The following is a 24,334-nucleotide window of genomic DNA, read 5'->3' as shown; positions in this document are numbered from 1 at the left end:
CGTCCACAGCGGCGTGTGAATGGGAAGGATAAGGCGAAATGAACAGGCGTGAATTTGCAAAGCTGGGCGGCGTGGCACTGGCAGGAACGATGCTGGCCACCCCCGGATTGTCACTGGCTGCAGAGACGGCAAAAACCGATCCTGCCCTGGCCTTGAAATATGTCGCTCCCGAATTGCGTCCGGCCGCGCAAAGCGTGCTGGATATGATGGCGTCCATGCCGCCTTTCGATGCCGAAACCATCCGCCAACCGCCCCCGGAAGGTGCACAGATAATCGCGCCGCGTCTGCCCGACATTGCGGTGGAAGAGCTCAGCGTGCCCGGCTCCAACGGAGAGCCTGACGTAACCGTCTTTGTCATAAATGCAGGCAAGAAAGGCTCCCGGCCTGCAATCCTTCATACGCATGGGGGCGGTTTCATTCTCGGTTCGGCGGAATCCGAAGTGGGCCGTTTGCAGGCTTTGGCAAAGGATCTCGACTGCGTCATCGTGAGCGTCGAATATCGCCTTTCGCCCGAGGTGACCTATGCTCAATCCATCGAGGATAATTATGCCGGGCTGACCTATCTCTACAGAAATGCAGAGAAGCTCGGTGTGGATACCACACGGATCGCGGTGATGGGGGAGAGTGCAGGTGGCGGGCATGCTGCTCTGCTGGCGTTGACAGCGCATGATCGCGCTGAAGTTCCCATCTGCTTCCAGTCGCTCATCTATCCCATGCTGGACGATCGCACCGGGTCGACCCGCCAGCTTCCCCCCTATATCGGCGTGATCGGATGGGATGCACGGGCCAATAAATTCGGCTGGGAAAGCTTCCTGGGCTGTGAACCAGGCGGCGCAAATGTGCCTATTGCCGCGGTGCCGGCACGGCGCGAGGATCTCAGCGGCCTGCCGCCGGCCTTTATCGGTGTGGGCGGTGTCGATCTCTTTATCGATGAAGATATCGAATATGCCCGGCGGCTCACCGATGCAGGCGTGCCGACGGAGCTTTTCGTCACTCCCGGCGCCTTCCACGGCTTCGATCAGGTGGCAGCCGGTACGAGCCTCGCTGATCAGTTCACCAAGGTCAAAATGAACGCGCTGCGCCGCGCATTTGGCCAGCCTATGGTCATCTGACTCGCGTGATTGCAGTTCGGGGGCTGGGTAAGGTTACTCGGCACCCCGCGCTGCACTTCCAACCTCTGGCAAAACTAGCGCGACTGACCGTTGTTCAATGCGGCTGCATCAAGCGCCAGCGCAACAGCGCCCATCGGGCCGGCGTCGGCGCCAAGGCCGGGCGCACGGATGATGTCTCCGATGGTTTCGCGGGTTACGAAGGGCAAATATCCCGCAAGGCGCTCGATGACATGTTCATGCACGAGTGGCAGCAATGCTTTGCGAGCGATGCCGACACCGCCGCCGATCAATATCTGCCGGCAGGAGCCTGTAAGAAGGATGGTTATGACCATCTCGGCCAAATCCGATGCAACGAATTTCCAGCGTGGGTCGCTGTCCGGTATCTGAGCAGGATCGCCGCCGAAACGCGCCGCCAGGGCGGGGCCGCACACCAGGCCTTCGAGGCAATCGCCGTGAAACGGGCAAGCGCCGGAGAAACTGTCGCCTTCCGCGCGGCGAATCCGCAAATGGCCGATTTCCGGATGCATCGCGCCATGAATAGGCCGTCCGTCAATCAGAAAGCCGCCACCTAGCCCGGTGCCGATTGTCACATAGCACAAGCTGTCGCTGCCTTGCGCTGCGCCCCAGCGATGTTCTGCAAGCGCGGCAGCATTGACGTCCGTATCGATCAGTACAGGGCAGCAAAGCCCGCTGCTCAGCGTGCCAAGAATGTCGGCACCGCTCCAGTTCGGCTTGGGCGTCGGCAGCATTCTGCCGAAATCGGCTTGATCCTGCGAAAGCTGAAGTGGACCGAAGGAGGCTATGCCCAGCGCCTGAAGGGGGGCCTGTGCATGCCATTTTTGCAGCAATGTATGGATCGCAGAGAGCGTTTCTTCGGGCGTCGTTGTCGGCGCGGTGACACGCTCGAGAATATTCTCTCCCTCGGTCAGCAAGGCGATTGCCTTTGTTCCGCCAAGTTCAACCGCGCCAAGCCGCTGCACGTCTCTCTGCCCCGTCATCGATCAGGCCGCCACGCTGGCACGCGCTCCATCGAGCTGCAATGTCACGTCCGGCGCAAAAGTCCCGCCAAAGCGGCGTTCTCCCTCGGCCAGCTTAGCCGGGCCCCATTGATCGGCAAAACTTGTGACCGTGAGATCCGGCATGACGAGCCAGCTATAGGCCTGCTTGGATGCCTCTGCCGGATTGGCAAAGACCAAGCCGGTTTCATTGATCGGGCGCCACCCGTGATCAGGATGTTCCGAAACCATGCCGTAAAGTCCGGTTGGCCCGAGGGGGCCAGAGGGATCGAACACATGCCGCTGGGTCGACCAGAAAAGATAATACAGCCCCTTGTGGTGGATCACATGCGGGCGCTCCAGCTCATTATTGAGCCCCTCGGCGCTGATGATCGGGGGGTGTGTTTCCCATTCGTCTAGCGCCGGGTCCATGCAGCTTGCCATGCCGACCACACCGTTAAAAGCTGATGCGGAACCGGCCAGTGAAGCGGCAAAATAGAGGAAATGACGGCCAGTTTTCTGGTCATGAAAATAGGCCGGATCGCGAAAGGCCTTGATGGTGCCGACCTTGCCGGTGCCAGCGTCGCTCGGCATATACCATTCCGGTTTTTCCGGGATGATTTCGGTAAGATCTCTCCAGTCGGTGAGTGCCGGAGCCTCGCCCTGAACAAGGGTCGATCGGGCACTGAACATGCGCTGTAAAAAGGTCAGTTCACTTTCACCGCGCTGACCGGTTGCGGTGAAATAGAGCGTCAGCGTCTTCCCATCCTCGTCGAGTACGGCGGACCCCGACCATTCACGGCTTCCGGGAGAGAAACCTTCCGGCATGGCCGGCCCCAGATGGACCCAGCTTCCGTCACGCCGCATCAGCAGATGTATCGCTGCATGGCCATGGCGCTCCTCCGGATCATCGAAACGCGGCGCCGCGAGCGCCATCCACAAGGTCTCGCCTCCTGCAAGACGGGAGGGCGCACCGCCGCGCTCCTGAATTGGCCATGCGTCCCAGATGTCTATCCCCGGAGCTATGGGCTCGAGCATGTCAGGGCCGAAGGTCGGTGTCTGCGGAAAGTCACTGCCGCCCAGCGCAAGCAATGGTGAGGCCTCCCAGCGAACCGGAGGCAGGGGGGCAGCAGACGTATTATCGGAGGGCACGGCTTTGACGACCAAGGTTATTTCGCTCTCTTGTGACGCAAGAGACGAACGCCATGCAAGGCAATGTTAGCCAGATCATGCCAGTCCCTCTCTCGATTGTTTCTTTTGGCCTGCCTAGCCGATAGAAAGTGTCTCCGCAATCGATTGTAAGACTCTGGCGCGTCAAAAATGTCAGGTGCTTGATCCGCGGACGATCAATTCCGGGTTGAGCACGATCGAGCCGGTCGTTTGCCCATTGATACGCGCGAGCAGGCTCTCGACGAGATGACGCGCGCCCTGGCGAATATCCTGGCGAATGGTGCTGAGTGTCGGGACACTCGTTTGGGCGAGCAGAAGGTCATCATAGCCCATAACGCGGACATCGTCCGGCACGGACATTCCCCGGCTTGCCAGCACTTGAATGGCCGTGACGGCGATGAGATCGGAGGCTGCGAGTATGCCGTCGGGCATGATGGACGTCGCATCAAGAAATGCGTCGATATCGACGCCGCTCGCTTCTGCGGCGAGATGGGTGGGGGATTCGAGCAGGGTGATGTCTTCGCCAGCGCGCGCGACCGCGGCCCGTGCACCGTCAAGGCGTAGCGCAATCTCGATGGCTTGCGGATTGCCGAGAAAGGCGAGTCTTTTGCAGCCTCTTTCGATAAGGTGGGATGCGGCGAGCGAGCCGCCGAGATAATTGTCGGAGCCGATTGCGCAGTGGGTCTGGCCCGGAACGAAAGCACCCCAGGCGACCATGGGCAGGTAATGGCGAGCAGCCTTGTCGAGAATCTCCGACTGATTTGACTGACCGATAATGATGAACCCATCCACCCGCGCGGAATCAATCATGTTTTCGAGCCAGTCGTCATGGTCCGGAATGACCCGTGAGAGCATCAGGTCAAAACCTTTCTCCGTCAGCTCATCGGCAAGCGCGCCGATAAGCGTCATGAAGAATGGATCGCTGATATGCTGGCCCTGATCATGGCCGAGCGGGATGACAACACCGATCGCGCCCTTGCGCTGAATGCGCAGGTTGCGCGCCAGCGAACTCGGCCTGAAGCCGTGTTCCTTGGCCAGCTCCCTGATCCGTTCGGCTGTCTTCGCGCTGACCACGCTGCTACCGGCAAGAGCACGCGAAACGGTCGCGCCGGAGACACCGGCGAGCTTGGCGAGATCATAAATGGTGCGAATTTTCTCTGACATCGTCTCTCAATCTGCGTTCAGCGGCCACTCCATGACGTTCGCGCAGGTCAGGTCAAGCCTTTCCGCGAGGGGAGATACGCGCGCTGTGCCTTGCAATATCAAACGGCGCAGACCGTCAGGAAACGCCCTGCGCTGCGCCCTCGGCCAGGGGAACATCGCCATAATCAGCGCTGTTGCGTTCGGCCAGTTTGCGAGCAATGGGCTGAGCTATCAGGTTCCATAGGCACAGTACCGCCAGAACGCTCGCAAAGACGCTTCCGAGCACCATCGAATAGTCGCTATTGTCGAGCCAGTCGCCGACTGCCCCCATCGCAAGCGGAGCGATGACCGCGCCGACGCAGGTGAAGAAAAGCAGGAAGCCGGCAATCGACCCATGGCGCGCCTTTTCGAAACAGGAAATACCGGTCGAATTCATGGTCGGGTAGAGGACCGACATGAAGATGCCCGTGGCAGGCAGGGCAAATACCGCGACATTTCTGCCACCGGCCACGCCGATCCAGAACAGGATCGCCATGGCGGTGCTGCAGATTGCGATCACCTTCGTCCAGTCGAGCTTTGAGAGCAGCCAGGCACCAAAGAAACGGCCAACCGCGCGCAAAACAAAGAAGACCGATACGAGATAGGCTGCGAGCCAGGTGTAGGAGCCGTCATAATCGGCGAAATAGGTCGGCGCCCAGACATAGATGGCTGCCTCCGCGCCGACATAGAGCATCAACGCGGCGGCAAAGAACAGCGCAAAGGGATCGCCCAGCATGCGGAAGGCTTCGCGCGTATCGGTCCTTTCCTCAGCGCCAGACGCGGCCTGGGTTTTGGGAAAGGGCGCGAAGAGGGTGCCGATGACCAGCAAGAAACAGAGCGCGGCGGCAATGAGATAGACGATTTTCCAGCTGGCGCCGCTATGCAGTGAATATGTCACGATCGCCGGACCGATCACGGCCCCCACACCGAAGAAGCCTTCAACCAGATTCATATTCGCCGCGTGCTCTCTGGTGGAATGAGAAATTTCACCGATGAGGGCAAGGGCCCCGGCCTTGAAGATACCGATGCCAAGCCCCGAGACGAACAGCAGCAACACGAAAATCGCAAAACTGTTACCTATGGCAAACAGCGCGCAGGTCGCGCAGAATAGACCGAGCCCGAGCAGGATGGTCGCCTTGCGGCCGAACCGATCGGCCAGAAAACCGAGCAAAATTGCAGCCAGGCCAATCCCTGACATCGACGCATAATGGAATGCCCCGGCTGCAGTCATGCCCAATTGGTAATCGCGAATGATCTCCGGAATGATCGTTCCGACAGAATCCGTGGTCATCGCAAAACTTGCGAACATCAGGAAGATCAGCAGCTTAAGAAGCCTGGTCGAGCCAGCCTGAGCGGTCATATCGGAATTCATCAAAGAGGCTTTCGTTTTCAGAGCTGATTATCGCACGCAGACGAAATCGTCGGCGCTTTCACCAGAGGTCTTGCCGGGGGCAGGCCGCGCGGTGAGCGGATAGGCGCAGATCGGGCGGCTTCGGCCGGGCCAGGGCGTGGCAGGGCCGGCCTTGGCGACGAGTTTCTGCGGCGCGTTATCTGTTTCCACCCAGTCGACCAGAGCCGACAGAGCATCATATTGATCGGTCGCCGGGCCGCCCTGGCAATGGGCCATTCCCGGCACGGGGAATACACGCGCAAAACTGGAGGCCTTGCCGCCGGTGTTGTGATTGACTTCATTCCACCATTGCAGAGTGTCATTGATGGAAAACACGGGATCGGAAAGCCCATGCGGCACGATCAGTTTGCCGCCACGCGCCTGAAATGTGCTCAGATCAGATGATCTCGCATTGATCACATCCCATGCCGATTGCGTGAATGTGCTGTTCGTTGCGTAGATCTTGGCCGTGTCGCGATCGAAATCGAAGGCCTGCTGATAGGCCAGATAATCGGGTAAGGATGTACCAGGCAAGTGCGGCGGGGTGCTGAAGATAATCGCGAGAGACGGCGCGCCCATCGCGACATTGATGGCTGGAACATTTCCATCGGGTGTCCCGATATGCCAGATCCTCCAACCCATATCACCCCATCCCGCATCCCAGGGCGCGCCGGGATAAAGCTGTTCACCAGCGCTGCTTTGCGGCCCTTGGTGCACTTTTTCGAGGGCGTCGATCTGCAGCTCGGTGAGGCATGGCTCCGCGCCGCCTGTCTTGCAGAGATTCTGCTTCAGGCTCGGGACCACCTTCGCGCTGGTGCATTGAGCATAGTCATTGACCATCCCGTCCTTTGCGCCGTCATCTGCGTCGCATGCATCGAGAATGGCGCCGCGCACCAACCCCATTTCACCTGTTGTAAAGGTGGAAGCGAGATTTGCGAGCGTGACCGGTTTGTTTTCGGCTTCCAGAATCCCGGCATAGGCCTGGGTATTCCAGGCTTCCGCGACTGCTGCGCGGGGGAGCGAGAAACCCGGTGCGGCAGCGACAATCCCGTCGTAAAGTTCGGGATATTGCTGCGCAAGCGCCATCCCTTCCTGCCCGCCCTTGGAGCAGCCGAAGAAATAGGAATAATGCGGATCGGCGCCGTAATATCTGCGGATCAAGGCTTTTGCGGCGAGCGTAACCGGCTTGAGCGAAGCCCCGCCATAATCGCGACGAGCCTGAGGGTCGAAACCAAATGCTGTGTCGCCTCCGCGATCGGGCTGTGAGTTAATCTCGTTGCTGTGGCCGGAATCCTGCGACAACACCGCGAACCCTTGGGCGAGGGCAGGGGCAACGCTGCCACCCGTGAAGCCGAAAGCATCGCCGAGATTGCCATTGGTGCCGCCGCCGCCTGTGAAAAGCAGTCGGCCCGACCACTGAGCAGGCAAGCGCATATGGAAACGAATGGCATAATTCTGGCCATCGACGCCTGTACGCTCATGCATGATGCCGGTAATTTCACAGTGAGCAGGCAGATCGACCGGTGGGCGCTGCATCCCCGGCGGTCCAGAGGGGGAGGGCATGGGACCAGCCTCGTGAAAGACACTGGATGTCAGCCTCGTGCCCGCTTCCGGCCAGCGCCCTGCCATGTATTTGGCAAGCGCATCGCATTGGCGCTCAGGGGCAGAGCGCAGGTCTGGCTCGGCACTGGCAAGCGTGTCGGAGGGCGAAGCGGCGCAGCCTGCCAGAGCTGCAGTTCCGGCAAGCAGCATTGCGGAGGCAATTTTGTGAAGATCAGCCATTCTTTTTCCCCTCAGAAACGAAGTGATGCGCGTGCGGCATATTTTATCCGGCCCGCCCACACTGACCAAGCTGCTCATGCGATTGTGCCAGGGCGCTCTGATGAAGGCCTGCTGCTGACATCGTTTGTGGCGGATATAGCATCGCCTTCTTCATGACCTTCCTCTTTCCCGGCTTTCTGGCTCTTGCGGCTAGCGGCAAGTCTAGGAGAATTTCAATCGATTGCAAAGAGAAACGCATGCGCCTGAAAAAGCGGCCTTGGATAGCGTAAGAGGGGCCGTCTTTGACCTCTCCTCGTTTCCAGCTGACTTCGTTTCAGAAAGAACGCGTGATGCGCATGAAATAGGAGCGCGGCTCTCCACCATAAAGCTGCACGTTGGAAGACACGCTGGAACTGACGCGCGTCGCTCCAATCGAGTTGAGAACATTTTCGATGCCCATGCCTATCGTCCAATCGCGATAGTCGAAGCTGACAGAGGCATCAAAAACGACATGGCTGCTCAGCTTTTCATAAAATTTGAAGCTGTGGTTGAATTTTGAATGTGTGCCGCTGATCCCCTTGGCATTGACCTGAAAGACGGCTGAAATCTCCGGGCTAAGCGAGGTCTTCCAGACGCTGCCGAAGGAATAGCTGAAAGGCGTGATATCGGGCAGTCGGTCGCCCGGCTGTGCGCCCAGTGCGAGAGCGCCTGAATCCGCGAGCCGGGCGTCTGTATAGCTCAGGCGCGCCTGCACAGACCAGAGAGGCGCCAAAAGGAGATTGAAGCGCGCCTCCAGCCCATTGATATTCACGCTGCCGACATTTGCGTTATAAAAGAACGCACTATTGGGGCTTCCTGTGAAATATATCATGTCTTCCCAGTCGACATGATACACCGAAGCCTCAATATTACTGCCTTGCCCCATCTGCAGTTTTGTCCCCGCTTCATAGCTCCAGAGCTTGTCGGAATTATAGATCTGCTCATCCATGCTAAGGCCGGGCGTGATGTTCACCCCGCCGGGCCGAAATCCTTCGCTGGCGCGCAAATACAGAAGGATATTCTTATGGGGCTCGTAGCTCAGTTCGAATTTCAGTGAAGTGCCGCTCGCACGGGTGGAGAAATGGCCTTCGGCTATATCGCCGGTTCCTGTAATGATATTGGGCACCGCGACGTCGCCATAGGCTTCCCGCCGATAGAAGAAGCCGCGCAGACCTGCGGTGAATTTCCACCTATCCGTCAGGTCAAAACGATATTCCCCGAACAGGGCGCGCTGTTCGAGCCGGGTCCGGATGAACCGCAGGCCCGTGATATCGAGCGGAAGAACAGGCGTTCCGCTCTTCGCATCGGCGCGTACCGTATAGCTATCCGCCCGGTCCGCGCGATTTTCGAAAAATGCCCCGAGGCTCCATTGTGATGCGCCATCGCCTGCCGATTGCAGCCGGATTTCACCGTTTACGCTATGAACCCCCATCGGCTGATAAAGCATGCCGGGCAGGCGTGAATCCACGAAATCCCCGTACTGCTGAAAAGCTTCGGCGCTGCATAGCTCCCCCGGATCGAGCCCGTACAGCCTTGCGCATCCGGCCTGGCTTTCACGTTGGGCAGCAAGAACCCGGGTGAAGTCATTCTGCCGCAGCAAGTTCCATTTGTAATAGGACACGGTCGCGAACAGGCGAACCTTGCCAATATCTTCCGACACCGAGAGGCTGCCTAACCTGAGGCGACTGGAATAGGGCGTCCTGACAGAATCGTAATTCTGATAGCGTTTTGCGCCCATCTGCCAGCTGAGGCTGTCATCGAGCGACAGGCGATGGGAAAAGCCCGTGGCGGTCAGCGCAAAACTCTCGCTTGGTTGCCAAGAAAGGATCAGCCTTTCCCCCCGTCTTTTTACGCTGCCCACATTGGTCAGATCGAGAGCGGGCTTGTCGATGAAGCCAGAAGATGCGCTGCGATAGATGACCGCACGCACCGCCAGTTCGTCCTTGATGATCGTGGCATTGAGAACCGCTGATATCTTGCCGCCCGGGTCGCCGTGTTGGGCGATCGAGGCGCCTGATGTAACCGTTTCGGACCAGCCGGACATGTCCGGCTGTTTGAACAAAAGGCGTAGCGTGCCCCCCATGGAACTTGCGCCATAAAGCGTTCCCTGTGGTCCGCTCAGCAATTCCACCCGGTCCATATCCACCAGTTCGATATCGGGTGTGGTGCCGCTGGGGTCGAGCGTGGTCCCCGACGGTCCGCTGACAGGGGTTTCACCGAAATAGACCCCCACCGTGGCTTCTCCGGTGCCGTAAATGCCGCGGATGGCAATGCGCTGCTCGCCATTTCGGGAATCGATTACCGACAGGCTGGGGCTCACCTTCACCAGATCGCGCAATTCGGTGAGGTTCTGGAAGGCAATATCCTCCTGCGTAACCACATTGACCGTGCCGGGCGTTTCGAGAACCAGGCTCGGTCGTTTGAGGGCGGTTACGATGATGTTCTGCGGAATGGGCGCGGTTGGCGCTGTCTTCGTGTCTGCTCGGTTGTGCCAGCTTGGCGGACGGAAGATCAGGATTAATCCACCGTCGAGGAGCCTCGCCTCGAGGCCGGAGCCGCGCAAGATTTGCTGCAGGCCGACCAATTCATCGGTGGAAACGGAAATAGAGGCAACGCGCTTTCCGCGAACAAGCGCGGGATCAAAGAGGATCTGCCGATCCGTGCGCGCAGCATAATGTTTCAAGGCTGCGCTCAATGAACCGGAGGGGATGGTAATCGGAGTCTGAGCTTGAACGGAAACGGGGAGAAAACCGCAGGTCAATGCAGCTACAATAGCTGCTCTTGCTATCCAGCACCTGATCGTGGCGCGACGTATCAGCAAATTCATCCTTAAGCTGGGTAAAGCTACGGGAGATTTCATTCGAGACGCGCAGCCCCCCAAAAGCCTGCGATAATCTACTATGCATACTTGACGGATGTTTGACAACGCAGCACGATACCCCAAGCGCATCTTTCTTTTCGGGATTATGCGGGGGGAACATATGAGCAGGGGACATGCCGCCGCGACCCGACATGCTGAGATGGAGAGGGATAAGCATGGTCTCGGGGGCGAAGTAATTCAGCAATATCTGCGCGCCGTACGGGGCTTTTTCGTCGGTCGCGTGCAGCCTTCAGAAGTGGATGACATGGTTCAGAATGTCGCATTGCGCATTCAGAACCGGGGCGCTCGTGAAGGGGTAGATAACCCCGAAGGCTATATCTTCCAGGTCGCGCGTAGCGTGATGATCGATCAACATCGCAAGAATCTCAGCCACCATACGAAACAGCATGACAGTCTGGAGGAATGGCACCATCCGGTAGAAGAGATTTCGCCGGATCGTATCGTCGAAAGTGCCGATGCTCTTCAGCAGGTCATGAATGCCCTGCAGCTCCTGCCTGAGCGAACCCGGCAAGCATTTGTTCTCCATAGATTCGAACATCTCAGCTACAGCGATATTGCGCTCGAGATGGGAATCTCTATGAGCGCTGTAGAAAAACACATAATGAGAGCGATCCGAAAGCTAAGCGTAGCCCTAGAATGAATGATGATGTTCGACCCTCCGGCAAAATGGATGAGGCGGCCACGTGGTATGCGCGGCTGAATGCACCTGATTGCTCGGCAGAGGATCGGCAGCGCCTGAGCGAATGGCGCAAGGCCAATACGCGCAATGAAGCCGCCTGGCAGGGCATCTTAGCCGCTGATCGCCGCATGGATGCTGTGGCAAGTCACCCCATGATTGCCGATATGATTCGGGATGCCCGTTCCCTACCGCCAGTCTCGGCGGACGCATCCGGGCAGGAGCGCGGCGGTGAAGCGTCCTTCACGTCGTCTCGGCGGAGCTTCGCTGGCTGGCAATATGGCATTGCCGCTGCGCTGACACTGGCTGTCGGGCTCGGCGGCCTGGCCGTATGGAACAGGATGAACAGTCCTGCTCGTGACGCGGTCCAGATTGCTGACGTGACAAGCTATACCACGACCATTGGCGAAACACGCCTTGTTACATTGGCTGACGGCTCGCGCATCACGCTCGATACGGATAGCGCAATCGAGGTTCCGCAATGGAAAGATCGCCGGATCGTCCATCTGACAAAAGGACGCGCTTTCTTTGAGGTGGCAAAGGATGCCGCGCATCCCTTCGTCGTGGAAAGCGATGGCAAGTCGGTCGAGGCGCTGGGCACGTCTTTTACAGTACGCGATGAGGGCAAGGCATACAGTGTCGCCCTGCTGGAAGGCCGCGTGAAAGTGGATCTCGGCATGGCCGGAGCACGCAGCACCATTCTGGCCCCGGGTGACACCTTGTCACTGATGGGAAAAACGGTGGCGGTTCGGCATCAGGATGCCGATCGGCTGTCCGGTTGGTTGAACGGGCGTCTGACATTCGAACAGCAGCCGCTGGGGACCATCGTTGCTGAAATGAACCGGTATTCGGCACGCCACATCGTGCTCGCCGATCCCGAACTCGAAACACAGAAATTCAGCGGGACATTCACCCTCGATGGGAGTGATGCCCTGATCCGCGCGCTTGATGCTTATGGAATTGCCCGTGTGCTGCGACGCAGTTCCACTGAAGTGGTGCTCGGCGCTCAATAAGGGCTGGAAGCGTCACCGGGTGCTGTACGCAGCGTGACACATGAAAAGCAAAAAGTCTGAGCGGCCGATCCGATGTGCCGGACCGGCCGCGCTTAATCGTGTGATGTATCAGTCGCCTTTGGAGACGTTGTCGCGATAATCGAGCGGCGGTGCACGATCACCTACCAGAGCCTCATATTCGAAATCAGGCCCCACACGCTCAGCCAGCTCTTCCTTGGCTTCATCGATGACGTCGGGACTGCGAAACAATTCGGCGGCGGTAAGCGCGAGCGTCTTGGTGGCGACCACCGCGCCCTTGATACCGACACTGGACCCTGCAGCCGCCGTATTCTGCCAGCTATGCCCCGGTGATCCGGGGACGAATGTGGCGGTGGAAAGGCCCACGGTCGGGACTATCCAGCTGACATCCGAAACGTCGGTGGAGCCACCCATTGCTTTATCATAAAGCTGTGCGTCCTCCACTTCGCCCACCGTATCAAGCGCCGGTGCTTCACGGCCGAAACTCTTCTGAATCGCAGCGCCGAAAGCCTTTTCTTCCTCCGTCCAGGTGATCCCGCCGACACGATGCAGATTGCGGTCCATCACATGCATCAGCGTTTCGTTGGGCATCATCGAATAAACGCCGCCGGTCTGCTCGAATTCGACTGTCGTCTGCGTGCCGAGTGCCGCACCTTGCGCTGCCTGCTTCACCCATTCCATAACATTGCGAACCACTTCCGGGTCCTGATGGCGGACGTAATAATACGCCTCGGCAAAGTCGGGCACGACATTCGGTGCCTTGCCGCCATTGGTGATGACGTAATGGATGCGGGTATAATCAGGGATATGCTCGCGCATCATGTTGACCATGTCATCCATGGCTTCGACGCCATCAAGCGCAGAGCGCCCCTTATCCGGATTGCCGGCCGCATGGGCAGAGATGCCGTGAAAGCGAAATTTGCCGCTGATATTGGCCAAGGTGGGGCCCTGCGACGCTGAATTCACATTTCCGGGGTGCCAGTGAATGGCGATGTCGACATCGTCGAAATAGCCATCGCGCACCATAAAGGCTTTGCCCGATCCGCCTTCTTCGGCAGGCGTCCCATAGACGCGGACTTCGCCCTTGATATTGTTGGCCTTCATCCATTCTTTCACGGCAATGCCGGCATAGGTGGAAGCGGTGCCGAACAGATTATGGCCGCAGCCATGACCGGCAATGCCGCCGGCGGATTGCTGCGTGCCCACCCCGGCTTTCTGTGACAGGCCGGGCAGGGCATCGAATTCGGCGAGCAGAGCGATTACCGGGCCATCGCCATTCTTGTAACTGGCCAGGAAAGCGGTGGGTTCACCGGCAATGCCCGGGGTAATGGAGAAGCCGGCTTGCTTCAGTCGCTGCTGTAACAGGCCGGAGCTTTGCGTTTCCTTGTAACCCAGTTCAGCGAAGTCCCAGATCGCAAGAGCGGTTTCTTCAATCGGCTGGGCATCTTCGCTGACATTTTCGAGGATTTCACTCTCGTCCGTGCTGCTCAGCTCGGCGTAGGCGGGCTGGGTCAGAAAAGTGGATGCAGCAAGTGCTGCCAGTGCGAAATATTTCATGGCGATCCCTTGTACGGTGCACAGGGTGATGATGCATTTGATCATTACCCAAAAAAAGCCCGGCGACAGTGATGCCGCCGGGCAAGTGGGTGGCTCAGAAATTCTTCTTTAGGCCGACGAAGAAGTAGCGGCCAAGGACATCGTAATTCTGCGCATCGTAATTGCCTTCTCTGTTACCAACCTGCGGCGGTTTACGATTGAACAGATTGGTGACGCCAACCCGCATCTCGGTTTCGGCCGGCAACATCACACGCCCGTTCAGATCGAAGATGTTATAGGATTCCACGCCGCGCGTCGTGCTGTCCGGATTGACCACCTGGCTGGATGATTTCATCGCATCGATGAAGCGCCAGCGCAGGCCGATACTCGCGTCACCCAGCGTATAGGTGAAGGACGTGACCGATTTCCAGCGCGGGTGCGCGGTTCCGGCATTGCTCTCGATCGATTTGCCGATGCTGCCGGCATAGTCATAGGTCGGGGCGCCCGGCAGATTCTGTATCTTGAAGCTGTCGAGATAGCTTATCGCCGTATTGATATCGAAGCGGCCGCTATTCGTTCCTACACCCAGATCTTCGAGATCGAGTCTCCAGTCGACCTGAATATCGATGCCGCTGACCGAGAACTGGCCCAGATTGAGCAGTGGCTGTTGCGGATTAAGGGGCACACCGCTGGCTGGATTGCGTTCGATGAGCGAGCAATAGTAATTGTCCGGATCGAATGTTGGGTTGTTGCCGCCTTCGTCGAAGCAGAACTGGAAACCCTGGGCGATGGACAGCGGACCCACAGCATCCTTCACCTTGATCTTGTACCAGTCGACCGACAGCGACAGACCGCTGAGCATGGGCGAATAGAAGGGGGAGCGGATCACACCGCCGAAGGAATAGGTATCGGCCTTTTCCTCCTGCAGATCGGGATTCCCCCCGGTCAGCGCGAAAACCTGCGCCGTTCCGAGCTGATAGGAATCAATCAGCGCTTCGGGAACACCCTGGGCGAGGCAAAGGGCCGCCACATCATCCCCATTTGGCCCCTGGCGATAGGACGAACGCACATCGCAGGGGTCGCCTTCCGAACCGGTAGGCGTGGGGTTGCCGATGTTGACGCTGCCGGTTGAAACCGGCGCGTAGAGCTCACCTACGCTCGGTGCGCGAATGGCGCGATTATAGCCGCCACGAAAGCGCAGCCAGTCAGTGGCTTGCCAGTCCACATCCGCCTTGTAGGTGTGCACTCCGCCGACCGAACTGTAATCGGAATAGCGATAGCCAAGATCCAGATCGAGTTTCTGGATGAAGGGCAGATCATGCAGCAGGGGCACCAGCAATTCGGCGAAGAACTCAGTCGTATCGACCGAGCCTCCGGCTGGCCGAAGCACGCTATACCCCAGAATATCGCTTGTGCCGTCGGGCTGGTTAAGCTGCGCATCGGGCTGGAAGTCATAGCTGTTGTAGCGGTAATCGCCGCCAAGTGCGAAGCGCACCTGACCTGCGGGCATGTCGAACAATCCGCCCTGAACACTGCCTTCCACAATGCGCTGTTTCAGCTCGTTGGTGTTCAGCGTGCGCCGATAGATATAATCGACACACTCCTGAGAAGGCGTGACATTGCCGAAGGGATTGAAGCCGCCTTCGCAATATTCGGTGCCTCCGGTCGGGCTGTAGAGAAGACGCTCAAGCGCCGAAGCGCTGGCCCCGCCAACCTGTTCGTTTTCGAACTTCGCGCGGCTGACGCTGCCATAGACATCCCAGGTCAGGTCTCCGAGCCCCAGATCGCCTGAGAAGCCCCCGGTGATCTGATAGACGTCATAGCGATATGACTGGATACGCGGCCCGAGGATGTTGAAGGCCTTGTAGAAGGTGAAATCTCCCGTGGGATCGGGGCGGGAGGCAAGAATGCTGGCGAAGTCGTCGGTAATGAACGGATTTGAAGAGGGAACGCTCAACCCGTAGACATTGGACGCCAGCGTCGGATTGCCGGTCGCTATGCTTTCATAATTCACATAGCTGAATTGCAGGAAGGAACGGATGCTGTCCGTGAGTTCGTAATCAGCCTTGCCGAAGACGGAGTAGCGTTCCAGATTTGCCTGTAAGGCACCATCGGCATAGCCATAATTGATCTGCTGACTGTTGGGGCCGCTGTCTACGATATAGGCTTCGTCGGTTTCCGGATCACGGAAATTCTGCACCGGCACGCCCGAGGTCGTGAACAGCGTCTGGTCGGTGTTGAAACCGATCTGGCCGGTATAGTAGCCGTCGCTGCCCGAAATCGGATCGAAACCATACCCAGAAAAGACCGAGTTTACCGCATCAAGCGTGGGCCGGTTGGCACCGAAGATCGTGTTCCCCTGCGGAATGGTAGCGAGGCCGGGGGTCGTACGGCGGAAGAAGAAATAGTCACGATCACCTTCCAGAGCGCGCCAGCGCTTGGTGTAATCGACCGACAGCACCGCATTGCCGCGTCCATCGGCAAAATTGCCGCCCAGCGTGCCGTTGATCCGGAAGCTGTCGCCATCGCCATAGTCGCTGATGCCATATTGCGTGCCGACGGTAAGACCTTCGAAGTCGCGCTTGAGGCGGAAATTCACGACCCCTGCGGTGGCATCCGAACCATAGGTTGTCGACGCGCCGCCGGTGATGACTTCGACATTTTCGATCAGTGCTTCGGGAATGATGTTCAGATCGACCGAACCATCCGGGTTGGAAGGCTGCATGCGCCGCCCGTCGAGCAGCAGCAGGGTGCGTTTGGAACCGAGGCCGCGAAGGCTCGCATAGGATTGGCCGCCATTCAGCGACGTGCTGGTGCTGCGCGTGTTGGACTGACCGAAGGAGCCGGTGAATTGCGGCAATTCCGACAGCGCACGTTCGACCGTGACCTGGCCCGAATTTTCGATCGCATCTTCACCGATCGAAACGATCGGGCTGTTGGCCTGATAATCCGGCCGCGCAATGCGGGACCCCGTTACGACGATCTCGGTCGGTGGCACAGCACCCGGCGCTGTATCCTCCGTATCCGGCGCTTCGATCTGGGCGAAGGCTGGCTGTGATACCAAGGTCGCAAATGCGCTCCCACAAAGCAGAACACTGCGCGATGACACTTTAAAAGTTTTCATTCCTAAATCCCCCGTGTTGCTAGGAATATTTCGTCGCCAGGAAGATTGACGCAGCGCAGCAAAGGCCCCTCACTCGCCGATTTCATTTTTTTGTCATGAATAGGAAAAGGGCCGGGCATTGCTGCCCGGCCCCTCACGCCCCTCAGAAAGGGAATGGCTTATTTCGTAGCGGCAGGGCCGTAGAACAAGCCGTTGAAAAGGAACTTGAAAGTTGCATAGGGCTGGGCGCGCTGGGTGACTTCAGGGCCCATCATGAAGACCTTTCCGTCGCCCAGATCGGCATCGAATACGGCGACCGTATCTTCCAGCTTTTCCTGACCCAGTGCCCATCCGCTATGCAGCGGATCTGCTGAATCGTACCAGGAAATCGGCGTGGTGCCGCTGCCCTTGGCCTTGAAGGACTGGCTGTTGTCGAAGAACAAATCCACCGTGTCGGGCATGCCGAAAGCCAGTGGCTGGGTGTTGTCGACACGGGCCGTGACCAGAGAACCAGGAATGTAGAATTCACGCCGGTCAAGAACTTCGCGCTTGTTGCCGTCCTGTTTGTAAAGCGCCGCTTCAACCGGCGCGCCGATCAGTTCTGCCAAGCGATTGGCGCTGCCCACCGTGATCACCGTGCCGCCTTCACGCGCGAAAGTGGCAATGGCAGGGACGGTCTTGTCCTGCGTGATTTCGCCAAGCCACGGGCGGTACTTTGCGGGAATGTCCTGTGGGTCCGGCTGCCGGGATTCGCGCGGTTTTTGATACAGGCTGTCCTCGTCACCGGGCACTGTGCCGTTGGCGAAGATCAGGACATCATATTTGTCTTCGAGATCGCCCTTGTCGAGTTCTTGCGGATAGACGACCGAGAAGGGGAATTCATATTGTTCCAGCAGCCAGCGGGTCCAGCCCGAGGGCATGCTGCCGCCATATTTGTCGATCAGCCCGATCCGCGGCTTGGTGAGGGAGAGCATTTCGGCTGTCGGACTGGCGGAGAGGCCGTAAGCATTCACGCCCAATTCGTCGGCGCCGAGGGTCATGATCTGTTGCGCGGCAGCGGAAGCGGGAACCCAGATTGCCCCCGGCTGAAAATCGCGGCCGGCAGCGTTAATCGGCTGTTTGATCCATGAGACAGGGACACCGGCTTCCTGCAGGCGGTTGGTCAGGGCGAAGCTGTTATTGCTGGTATGCGGAACCAGCCAGCCGGCACTCGCCGTACCGCTAATCGTCCCGTCCGGCGTATCGATCAGGTCTGGGACAAGCGTGAAGGGGCCGTCAAAACCATCCAATATCCGGTCGAACTGGATGCCCATCTGATAGGCCAGCGTGTAGCCGGTGATATCATAGGGCGGCTTAGGCGGGCCGCCGGGATATTCGAAATCATGCGGGTGGTCCTGTGGTTCGAACATGTCGAGCACGTGCGGGCGATAGGCCTGCGCCGTCTTCACCACATAGGAACCGGCCGGATATTGCGTGCCGCCCACGGTGAAGTCGCTGGTCGCCTGTTCCACGTCCACCCCGTTCTTGATCAAGGCGTTGAGAAACGTGACGACGGTCGGCATGTCAGCCTGTCCGGCCGGGATGACATAACCACGCGGATCGCGATTTTCCGGCTGTTGCAGCATGGAATACAGATCGGATGCCACGCGTCCCTTGGCGCGGTAGACGTTAATGCCTTCCTCTGGGGGAGGCGCTTCATCTCCCGCTGCTTCCTTCAGTGCATCGACGTCTCGCGGGGTAATCGTCCAGCTGTCTTTGTTGCCCTTGGCGATGTTGGTCGCGCCCATCTTGTAGAAATTGAGCAGCAATTTCTCACGGTTTCGCGAGGCGTAGTCGAGCACTGCGCGATTGAGGAACCACTGATATTCCAGACTGTCCTTCAGATGCCATTCCTGCGGCGCAATGGGCATGGGCTCATCATTGCGGGCAAGCTGCGTGTCGGGCATCAGCGGGATGCGCTGAGGTGTCGGGCCGCCGATGATTTCAGTCAGCAGTCCGACCGAATTGTGAAAATAGGCGATCGAGCGGAACATGCCGTTATGCCAGGTGGAATAGGGGGCCACGCTGCGCATACCCGAGCCCGGTTTGTCTTCCGCAACCAGACGGCTGTGCATAGTGGACCCGACTTCATCGAGCGTGGTCATCACCAGCGGATTGTAATTGTAATTGAACGGGTCGCGGAAGGGCGGCACGAATACGACCATTCCCGCCGGACCGGTCTGGTGCTGATTGTAGATTATCTGCGGATACCATTCGCGAAACATCACGCGATTGGCATTTTCCGTTTCCGGCATCTGCGCCATGAAACTATCGCGATTGTTATCATGGCCGACGTATTTCTGGTAAAGCCGGGGGATAGAGTCGAACTCGCGTTCCTTCGGGTCCTTCTTGCGCATATACCAGTCGGCCACGAGATCGAGCCCGTCAGGATTGTCATGCGGGAAGAGCATGATCACATCGTCGAGCTCGCGCAGCGTTTCGGGATCGTTCTGGCTCAGCAGGCGATAAATCACATGGATCTGGCTCTGCGTGGTGACCGTTTCGGTCGCGTGAAGACCGGCGTCGATCCAGACCACCGCTTTGCCTTTGGCGGCCAGCGCCGCCGCTTCCTCTTCGCTGAGGTCTTTCGCGCGGGCAAGGCGGCTGGCGATGTCACGATATTCATCCAGACGGGCGAGATTTTCCGGGGAGGATACGATCGCCATCCACTGATCTCGCCCTTCCGCCGTCTTGCCGATATTGACAAGCTTCATCCGGTCGGACTGCTTCTCCAGCTTTTTCAGATAGGCTTCATATCGGGTGTAATCGGCAAGGAAGTAATCGCTGCCCGGCTCTTGCGGGAAGGCGTCGGCGGGGGCGGTGATGCCCATGTCATTGCCGCCTGATATCCGGTCGTCCTGAGCCGCAACTGTGGCCGGGTATGCGGCCATGGTCAGAATGGCGGCGCTGCAAAACAGAAAATGTCTCATTATTCCCCCTCGCGTCTGAAAATTCGGCCTGCTTCCCATTCAAAAGTCGGCAGGCCCCAATTGTAACGACGCGGCAGGAAAGCTTCCCCTCACCCCGGTCGTGAAATAAAATGTAACTTTATATCCCGGGCAATATGTCAAACGCCACGGTGAGGCGTTTTGCATCGCCTGAAAATACTTCCGTGCCGTGCCACAAATAGCTGGGAAAGATGGCGAGCATGCCGGGCTGGGGGCGGATGTAATGGAAAGGCTCCAGTGCGGGACGTGTCGGAATGCCCGGCCGGCCGAAGGCCAGCCAACCCTCCCGGCCGCGTTCAACCGCAGGCGGCAGGTCGACATAGAAGGCTGATGACATCCAGCCCTGCGGATGCACATGGTCGACATGGAAACCGCCGGGCGACAAGGCGACCGACCATGCGGGGCAGAGACGGAACCGACCGTTGGAACGCATCCGTACCGGATCTTTCCCGGCGCCCAGCGCGGCGATGTGGCGTTCGATCACCGGGCGTATTGCCACGAAAAGCGCGTGGATGGCCGGGTCGCTGGATTGGGTCAGATCTTCCTGCGTCTGGCTTCCATGGCGCAGTGATTGATCCAGCGGATGGCTTTTCCAGGGGTGGCGCCGCAGGAGCGCTGCCTTGAGATCATCCAGATAGGACGGCAAATCGTCCCAGCCTGATGGCGTCTCGATCATTCCTGAGGAAACGAGGCCGAGCTGGGTACAGAATGTTTCATGCCGCGGATCGCCCCTCATGCGCCAGGCCGTCGTCAGCAACGCGACAATGCCCTGATCGCCGGGGTGCGCCTGCAGAATGCGGATGGCCAGATCTTCGGCTTCCTGCGCGCGGCCGCAATGTAGCAGCGCTTCCAGAACGGCCTTGGCGGCGGTGTGGGAAGAGCGATCGAGCTGCAGTGCTTGGCTCGCAAAGGCCAGTTGCGCGTCGGCTTTCCCCTGCCGGGCGGCAATTTCGGACTGCACGATCCGCAGCTTGGGTGCTTCGGGCGCCAGGGTCGCGGCACGTTCTATGGCCGTCGCCGCTTCCTCCAGACAATCGGCTGACCGCAGGATATGCGCTTTGAGTTCAGGCAAAGCGGCGTTTTCGGGATCGCGTGCCATCTCCCTGTCGATTGCTGTGGAAGCCTGCCGGGCATCGCCGCTCAGCATCCAGCGCAACTGGGCGAGATCGTGATGCGCCTCGATAAAGGAGGGGCGGGCGGCGAGCGCTTGCTCAAAGCTCTCTTCCGCCTTCGCGAAATCGCCTTGCCCCTGTTGCGCGCGGGCAAGCACCAGCAGGCTTTCGGGCGCCTCACGGTTTAGCCGTACAGCTTGTTCTGCCCAATGCCGGGCTTCGGAGAAGCGCGTCATATCCCCCAGCAACGCCGCCAGATTATGGGCTGCAACCGCATTGCCGGGGTCAGCTTCCGCCGCGCGGCGATAAAGTGTGAGCGCTTGGTCGAGCTGCCCCGCTGCCTTGTATTGACGCGCCTGCGCAGACAGCGTGCGAAGGTCTTGGGCGGAAGAAGACAGCGTCATGACCGCCACCGCAAAGGCCCGTTCGACCACCCGAGAAATCTGTGACCGGTCATGACCGGACCAGAGGCCGAAACGCTGAACGTGCAGACACGGGCGATTATCATGGCGGCAAACATGCCATTGGAAAGGGACACTGACAATCGCCCGCGCGCTGATAATTTTGACAGCGGTTTTGGAGGCCTATTTGCTGAGCGATCGGCGGTTCACTCGCTGGCGGAAACGCTATACGTTGCGCGCAATTGTGGCCCTCAAACGCTCCGGCGTCACCGCATAGTCTCCTTTTTACGTGCCTTCTGAAGCGGCTTCTCTCTGCCTGCTGACCTTGTTTTGTGAATTATTCTTGCCACCCGGAATTTTTATTCCTAGGCTCATGAATAAGTCGATAAAAAACGACGATTGGGAGAAGAATGATGAAGTTGCAGCTGCCCGTAAGGGCTTCATGGAGTACATTGGCTTTGCTGGCTTTTGCGGGGTCGGGAACGGTTTACGCGCAAGATAGCCAAAGTCCGGCGCAGGCCGATCAAAGCGGCCCGGTGCAAAGTCAGGGTAACGCGTCTGTCGGTATTGCCGATATCGTGGTCACCGCACAGCGAATCGAGGAAACTGCACAACGCGCGCCCATCGCGATCGATGTGGTCGATGCGGACGAACTCGTTCGGCAGGCGGTCACACGGCCGGAAGATCTGGCGAAGTCAGTCCCCGCCTTGTCCGCGACCAATTCAGGCGGCCCCTATTCGGTTTTCTTCGTACGCGGCGTGGGCAATTCATCGCTCAATGCCTATTCGGACCCGGCGATCGCCTTCAATTATGACGGCGTCTATGTCGGACGTCCGTCCTCCACCAGCGGCGTTTTTTACGACCTGCAGCGGGTCGAGGTGCTGAAGGGGCCGCAGGGTACGCTCTATGGCCGTAATGCGACCGCCGGTGCGATTAACGTGATCCCCAATCGTCCTGCTCTGGGCGAGCTGGGCGCGGGCGTGGTGGCGAGCTACGGCAATTACGATGCCATCAACGCTCAGGGCTATGTCAATCTGCCAGTGGGTGAAACGTCCGCTTTCCGCGTGTCCGGCACGATGGCCAAGCATGATGCCTGGCTCAACGATGGCACGGGCGATCAGGACGAATGGGGCGTGCGCGGCCAGTTCCTGACCGAGATTTCTCCGGCGATCGACGTGCGGATCGGGGCTGATTACTCGCATCAGGGCGGTGTCGGCTCCTATTCAACCTATCTCGGCAATGTCACGCCGACATTCGGGCCAACGGGCTTTGCCGGTTATCAGCTAAACTCCACCGGTTTCGACCCGGATAACGGAATACTCAGCCCGCAATCGCGGGAATATCTTGCCTCTCTCTTCGCGCCGCAAGCCGGCCGTGCAGGGCAGGTGACGGAGGGAATGCCCTATAATGACAATAGCTATTGGGGCATCAATGCCGAACTGAATGCCGATATCGGTGACGGAACGCTGACGGTTATTCCTGCCTATCGCAAAGCCAAGCTCGATAATCTGTTCACCTCCGGCATGAGCGGCGCCGGTACGCAGGAAGAGGATGAACAGACCAGTCTGGAAGTCCGCTATGCGGGTAATATCGGGGACCGTTTAGATTATATTCTCGGCGGCTTCCTGTTTCGCGAAAACATCGAGACCAGCACCTATTTCTCGCAATTCACGATCGTCCCCTATCAGGATTTCAAAACCAACACCGATTCAGAGGCGATATTCGGCAAGCTTACCTACGAAGTCGCGCCGGGCCTCGAGCTGACTGCGGCGGGGCGCTACACCTGGGACAGCAAGAGTTTCGACGGGCAGGCCGACGTGCTGGCGCTGTTCTGTGGCAATCCCGGCAACCAGCCGCCTAACGCGTGCCCCGATCTGCCTTTCATTCCCTTGCGGGACAATGCGCAGGACGTGCGCGATTTCTACGCTGATCTTGGGGTGCCGATCACCCCTGTCCCGCTGTTCGCTCTGCCGCCGCAGGCGGGTGGATCGCAGACTGCACCATTCCTGCTCGACGTTCCGCCGCTGGTCATCGATGAATCGCTGGACAATAAGAAGTTCACCTATCGGCTTGCCGCAGAATATGAATTCAGCCCGAGAAACATGGTCTATGCCAGTTTCGAAACCGGTTATCGCTCAGGCGGTTTCGCCTTTGCGCGCGGGCTGGAGACCTATCGTCCTGAAACGCTCGATGCCTGGACGCTCGGCACCAAGAACCGTTTCCTCGACAACCGTTTGCAGGTGAATGTGGAGGGGTTCTACTGGAAGTATAAGGACCAGCAGTTCAGCCAGTTTGGATATGATCTTGGTACACCGCCCACCACAGTCTTCCTGACCCGCAATATCGGTCAGGCCACGATCTATGGTTTCGATGCGGATGTGCAGGCGCTGCTCAGCGATTTCACCACGATCGGCGGACAGGTCCAATATCTGAAAAGCGAATATGACAGCTTCAACTATTTCCTGCCTAATCAGGGTCTGCCTCCTGTCACGAGCTGTGATTATGCGCCGACGACCCAGTCGGTGAACGGATCGGAAATTGCCGTTTTCGCCGTGGATTGCTCAGGCAAACCGGCGCTTAATTCGCCGAAATGGTCGATCAACATGTTCGTCGAACAGGTTGTTCCGGTGGGCGATTACCGGATCAAGCTTCATGCCGATGGACGGTATCGTTCTGCCGCTGAGATCGACGCCAATTTCTCGCAATTCTTCAAGGCGGACGAAGCTTTCGTGGCGAATGCCGCGATCACTTTCGGACCGGAGGATGAGGCGTGGTTCGCAACCGCCTTTGTCAATAATCTGACTGACGAACGCCGTCTGGCCTCCACCTCGCTGATATCGAGCGTGAATGTGCAGATTGGAAATTACGAGCCCCCGCGCACATATGGGCTGCGTTTGGGCTATCGCTTCCCGTAAGGTGAGCAAAATAATCGAACATTCCGGGCAGCCCCCACAGGCT

General features: G+C 58.6%; 14 protein-coding genes. 4 read left to right on the top strand and 10 right to left on the bottom strand.

Annotated elements, in window-relative coordinates:
- Positions 1-38: 38 nt before the first annotated feature.
- Positions 39-1,112 carry an alpha/beta hydrolase gene (locus tag GRI91_RS11670; RefSeq protein WP_160736867.1) on the top strand — a complete coding sequence of 358 codons (1,074 nt, stop codon included), beginning with the start codon at positions 39-41 and terminating at the stop codon, positions 1,110-1,112.
- A gap of 74 nt (positions 1,113-1,186) precedes the next feature.
- Here GRI91_RS11670 and GRI91_RS11665 read toward each other — a convergent pair whose 3' ends face one another.
- From GRI91_RS11665 to GRI91_RS11640, 6 genes are all read right to left on the bottom strand, one after another.
- On the bottom strand, positions 1,187-2,110 hold the full coding sequence (locus GRI91_RS11665) for an ROK family protein (RefSeq protein WP_160736866.1): 924 nt from the start codon (positions 2,108-2,110) through the stop codon (positions 1,187-1,189).
- 3 nt (positions 2,111-2,113) lie between these two features.
- On the bottom strand, positions 2,114-3,274 hold the full coding sequence (locus GRI91_RS11660) for a glycoside hydrolase family 68 protein (protein WP_237437827.1): 1,161 nt from the start codon (positions 3,272-3,274) through the stop codon (positions 2,114-2,116).
- 156 nt (positions 3,275-3,430) lie between these two features.
- The gene (locus tag GRI91_RS11655) at positions 3,431-4,441 is read right to left on the bottom strand and encodes a LacI family DNA-binding transcriptional regulator (protein WP_160736865.1); all 1,011 of its coding nucleotides are present in this window, start codon (positions 4,439-4,441) and stop codon (positions 3,431-3,433) included.
- 115 nt (positions 4,442-4,556) lie between these two features.
- Positions 4,557-5,831: an MFS transporter gene (locus GRI91_RS11650; protein ID WP_160736864.1), complete on the bottom strand. Its 1,275-nt coding sequence runs from the start codon at positions 5,829-5,831 to the stop codon at positions 4,557-4,559.
- Between the two features lie 27 nt (positions 5,832-5,858).
- Complete coding sequence (locus GRI91_RS11645) at positions 5,859-7,631, bottom strand: tannase/feruloyl esterase family alpha/beta hydrolase (protein WP_160736863.1); 1,773 nt, start codon at positions 7,629-7,631, stop codon at positions 5,859-5,861.
- Positions 7,632-7,944: 313 nt separating this feature from the next.
- On the bottom strand, positions 7,945-10,332 hold the full coding sequence (locus tag GRI91_RS11640) for a TonB-dependent receptor (RefSeq protein WP_160736862.1): 2,388 nt from the start codon (positions 10,330-10,332) through the stop codon (positions 7,945-7,947).
- A gap of 232 nt (positions 10,333-10,564) precedes the next feature.
- On the opposite strand from GRI91_RS11640, the gene GRI91_RS11635 reads away from it, so the two are divergent.
- Positions 10,565-11,170, top strand: a complete 606-nt coding sequence (locus GRI91_RS11635) for an RNA polymerase sigma factor (RefSeq protein ID WP_237437826.1) — start codon at positions 10,565-10,567, stop codon at positions 11,168-11,170.
- Positions 11,167-12,219: a FecR family protein gene (locus GRI91_RS11630; RefSeq protein ID WP_160736860.1), complete on the top strand. Its 1,053-nt coding sequence runs from the start codon at positions 11,167-11,169 to the stop codon at positions 12,217-12,219. The genes GRI91_RS11635 and GRI91_RS11630 overlap by 4 nt, the downstream gene beginning before the upstream one ends.
- Positions 12,220-12,327: 108 nt before the next feature.
- Here the strand turns inward: GRI91_RS11630 and GRI91_RS11625 are convergent, their stop codons facing one another.
- The 4 genes from GRI91_RS11625 to GRI91_RS11610 form a co-directional block, all read right to left on the bottom strand.
- Positions 12,328-13,794 (bottom strand): amidohydrolase, encoded by a 1,467-nt coding sequence (locus GRI91_RS11625; RefSeq protein WP_160736859.1) that lies wholly within the window; start codon positions 13,792-13,794, stop codon positions 12,328-12,330.
- 94 nt (positions 13,795-13,888) lie between these two features.
- Positions 13,889-16,897, bottom strand: coding sequence for a TonB-dependent receptor domain-containing protein (locus GRI91_RS11620; protein WP_160736858.1), 3,009 nt, complete (start codon positions 16,895-16,897; stop codon positions 13,889-13,891).
- Between the two features lie 158 nt (positions 16,898-17,055).
- Complete coding sequence (locus GRI91_RS11615; protein WP_160736857.1) at positions 17,056-19,845, bottom strand: M14 family metallopeptidase; 2,790 nt, start codon at positions 19,843-19,845, stop codon at positions 17,056-17,058.
- Positions 19,846-19,963: 118 nt separating this feature from the next.
- Positions 19,964-21,409, bottom strand: coding sequence for a putative 2OG-Fe(II) oxygenase (locus GRI91_RS11610; RefSeq protein WP_160736856.1), 1,446 nt, complete (start codon positions 21,407-21,409; stop codon positions 19,964-19,966).
- 377 nt (positions 21,410-21,786) lie between these two features.
- Here GRI91_RS11610 and GRI91_RS11605 point away from each other — a divergent pair, with 377 nt between their 5' ends.
- Positions 21,787-24,291, top strand: a complete 2,505-nt coding sequence (locus tag GRI91_RS11605) for a TonB-dependent receptor (protein ID WP_160736855.1) — start codon at positions 21,787-21,789, stop codon at positions 24,289-24,291.
- Positions 24,292-24,334: the final 43 nt, after the last annotated feature.

Origin of the sequence: Altericroceibacterium endophyticum, assembly GCF_009827595.1 — a bacterium.
In the GTDB taxonomy this organism is placed as follows: domain Bacteria; phylum Pseudomonadota; class Alphaproteobacteria; order Sphingomonadales; family Sphingomonadaceae; genus Altericroceibacterium; species Altericroceibacterium endophyticum.
The sequence above is the reverse complement of the archived record's forward strand: the minus strand, read 5'-3'. Positions and strand labels throughout refer to the sequence as shown.

Excerpts from the sequence above, each read along its gene's own strand:
- GRI91_RS11670 (WP_160736867.1), top strand. The coding sequence starts at position 39 with ATGAACAGGCGTGAATTTGCAAAGCTGGGCGGCGTGGCACTGGCAGGA.
- GRI91_RS11665 (WP_160736866.1), bottom strand. The coding sequence starts at position 2,110 with ATGACGGGGCAGAGAGACGTGCAGCGGCTTGGCGCGGTTGAACTTGGC.
- GRI91_RS11655 (WP_160736865.1), bottom strand. The coding sequence starts at position 4,441 with ATGTCAGAGAAAATTCGCACCATTTATGATCTCGCCAAGCTCGCCGGT.
- GRI91_RS11650 (WP_160736864.1), bottom strand. The coding sequence starts at position 5,831 with ATGAATTCCGATATGACCGCTCAGGCTGGCTCGACCAGGCTTCTTAAG.
- GRI91_RS11645 (WP_160736863.1), bottom strand. The coding sequence starts at position 7,631 with ATGGCTGATCTTCACAAAATTGCCTCCGCAATGCTGCTTGCCGGAACT.
- GRI91_RS11635 (WP_237437826.1), top strand. The coding sequence starts at position 10,565 with ATGTTTGACAACGCAGCACGATACCCCAAGCGCATCTTTCTTTTCGGG.
- GRI91_RS11630 (WP_160736860.1), top strand. The coding sequence starts at position 11,167 with ATGAATGATGATGTTCGACCCTCCGGCAAAATGGATGAGGCGGCCACG.
- GRI91_RS11625 (WP_160736859.1), bottom strand. The coding sequence starts at position 13,794 with ATGAAATATTTCGCACTGGCAGCACTTGCTGCATCCACTTTTCTGACC.
- GRI91_RS11620 (WP_160736858.1), bottom strand. The coding sequence starts at position 16,897 with ATGAAAACTTTTAAAGTGTCATCGCGCAGTGTTCTGCTTTGTGGGAGC.
- GRI91_RS11615 (WP_160736857.1), bottom strand. The coding sequence starts at position 19,845 with ATGAGACATTTTCTGTTTTGCAGCGCCGCCATTCTGACCATGGCCGCA.
- GRI91_RS11605 (WP_160736855.1), top strand. The coding sequence starts at position 21,787 with ATGATGAAGTTGCAGCTGCCCGTAAGGGCTTCATGGAGTACATTGGCT.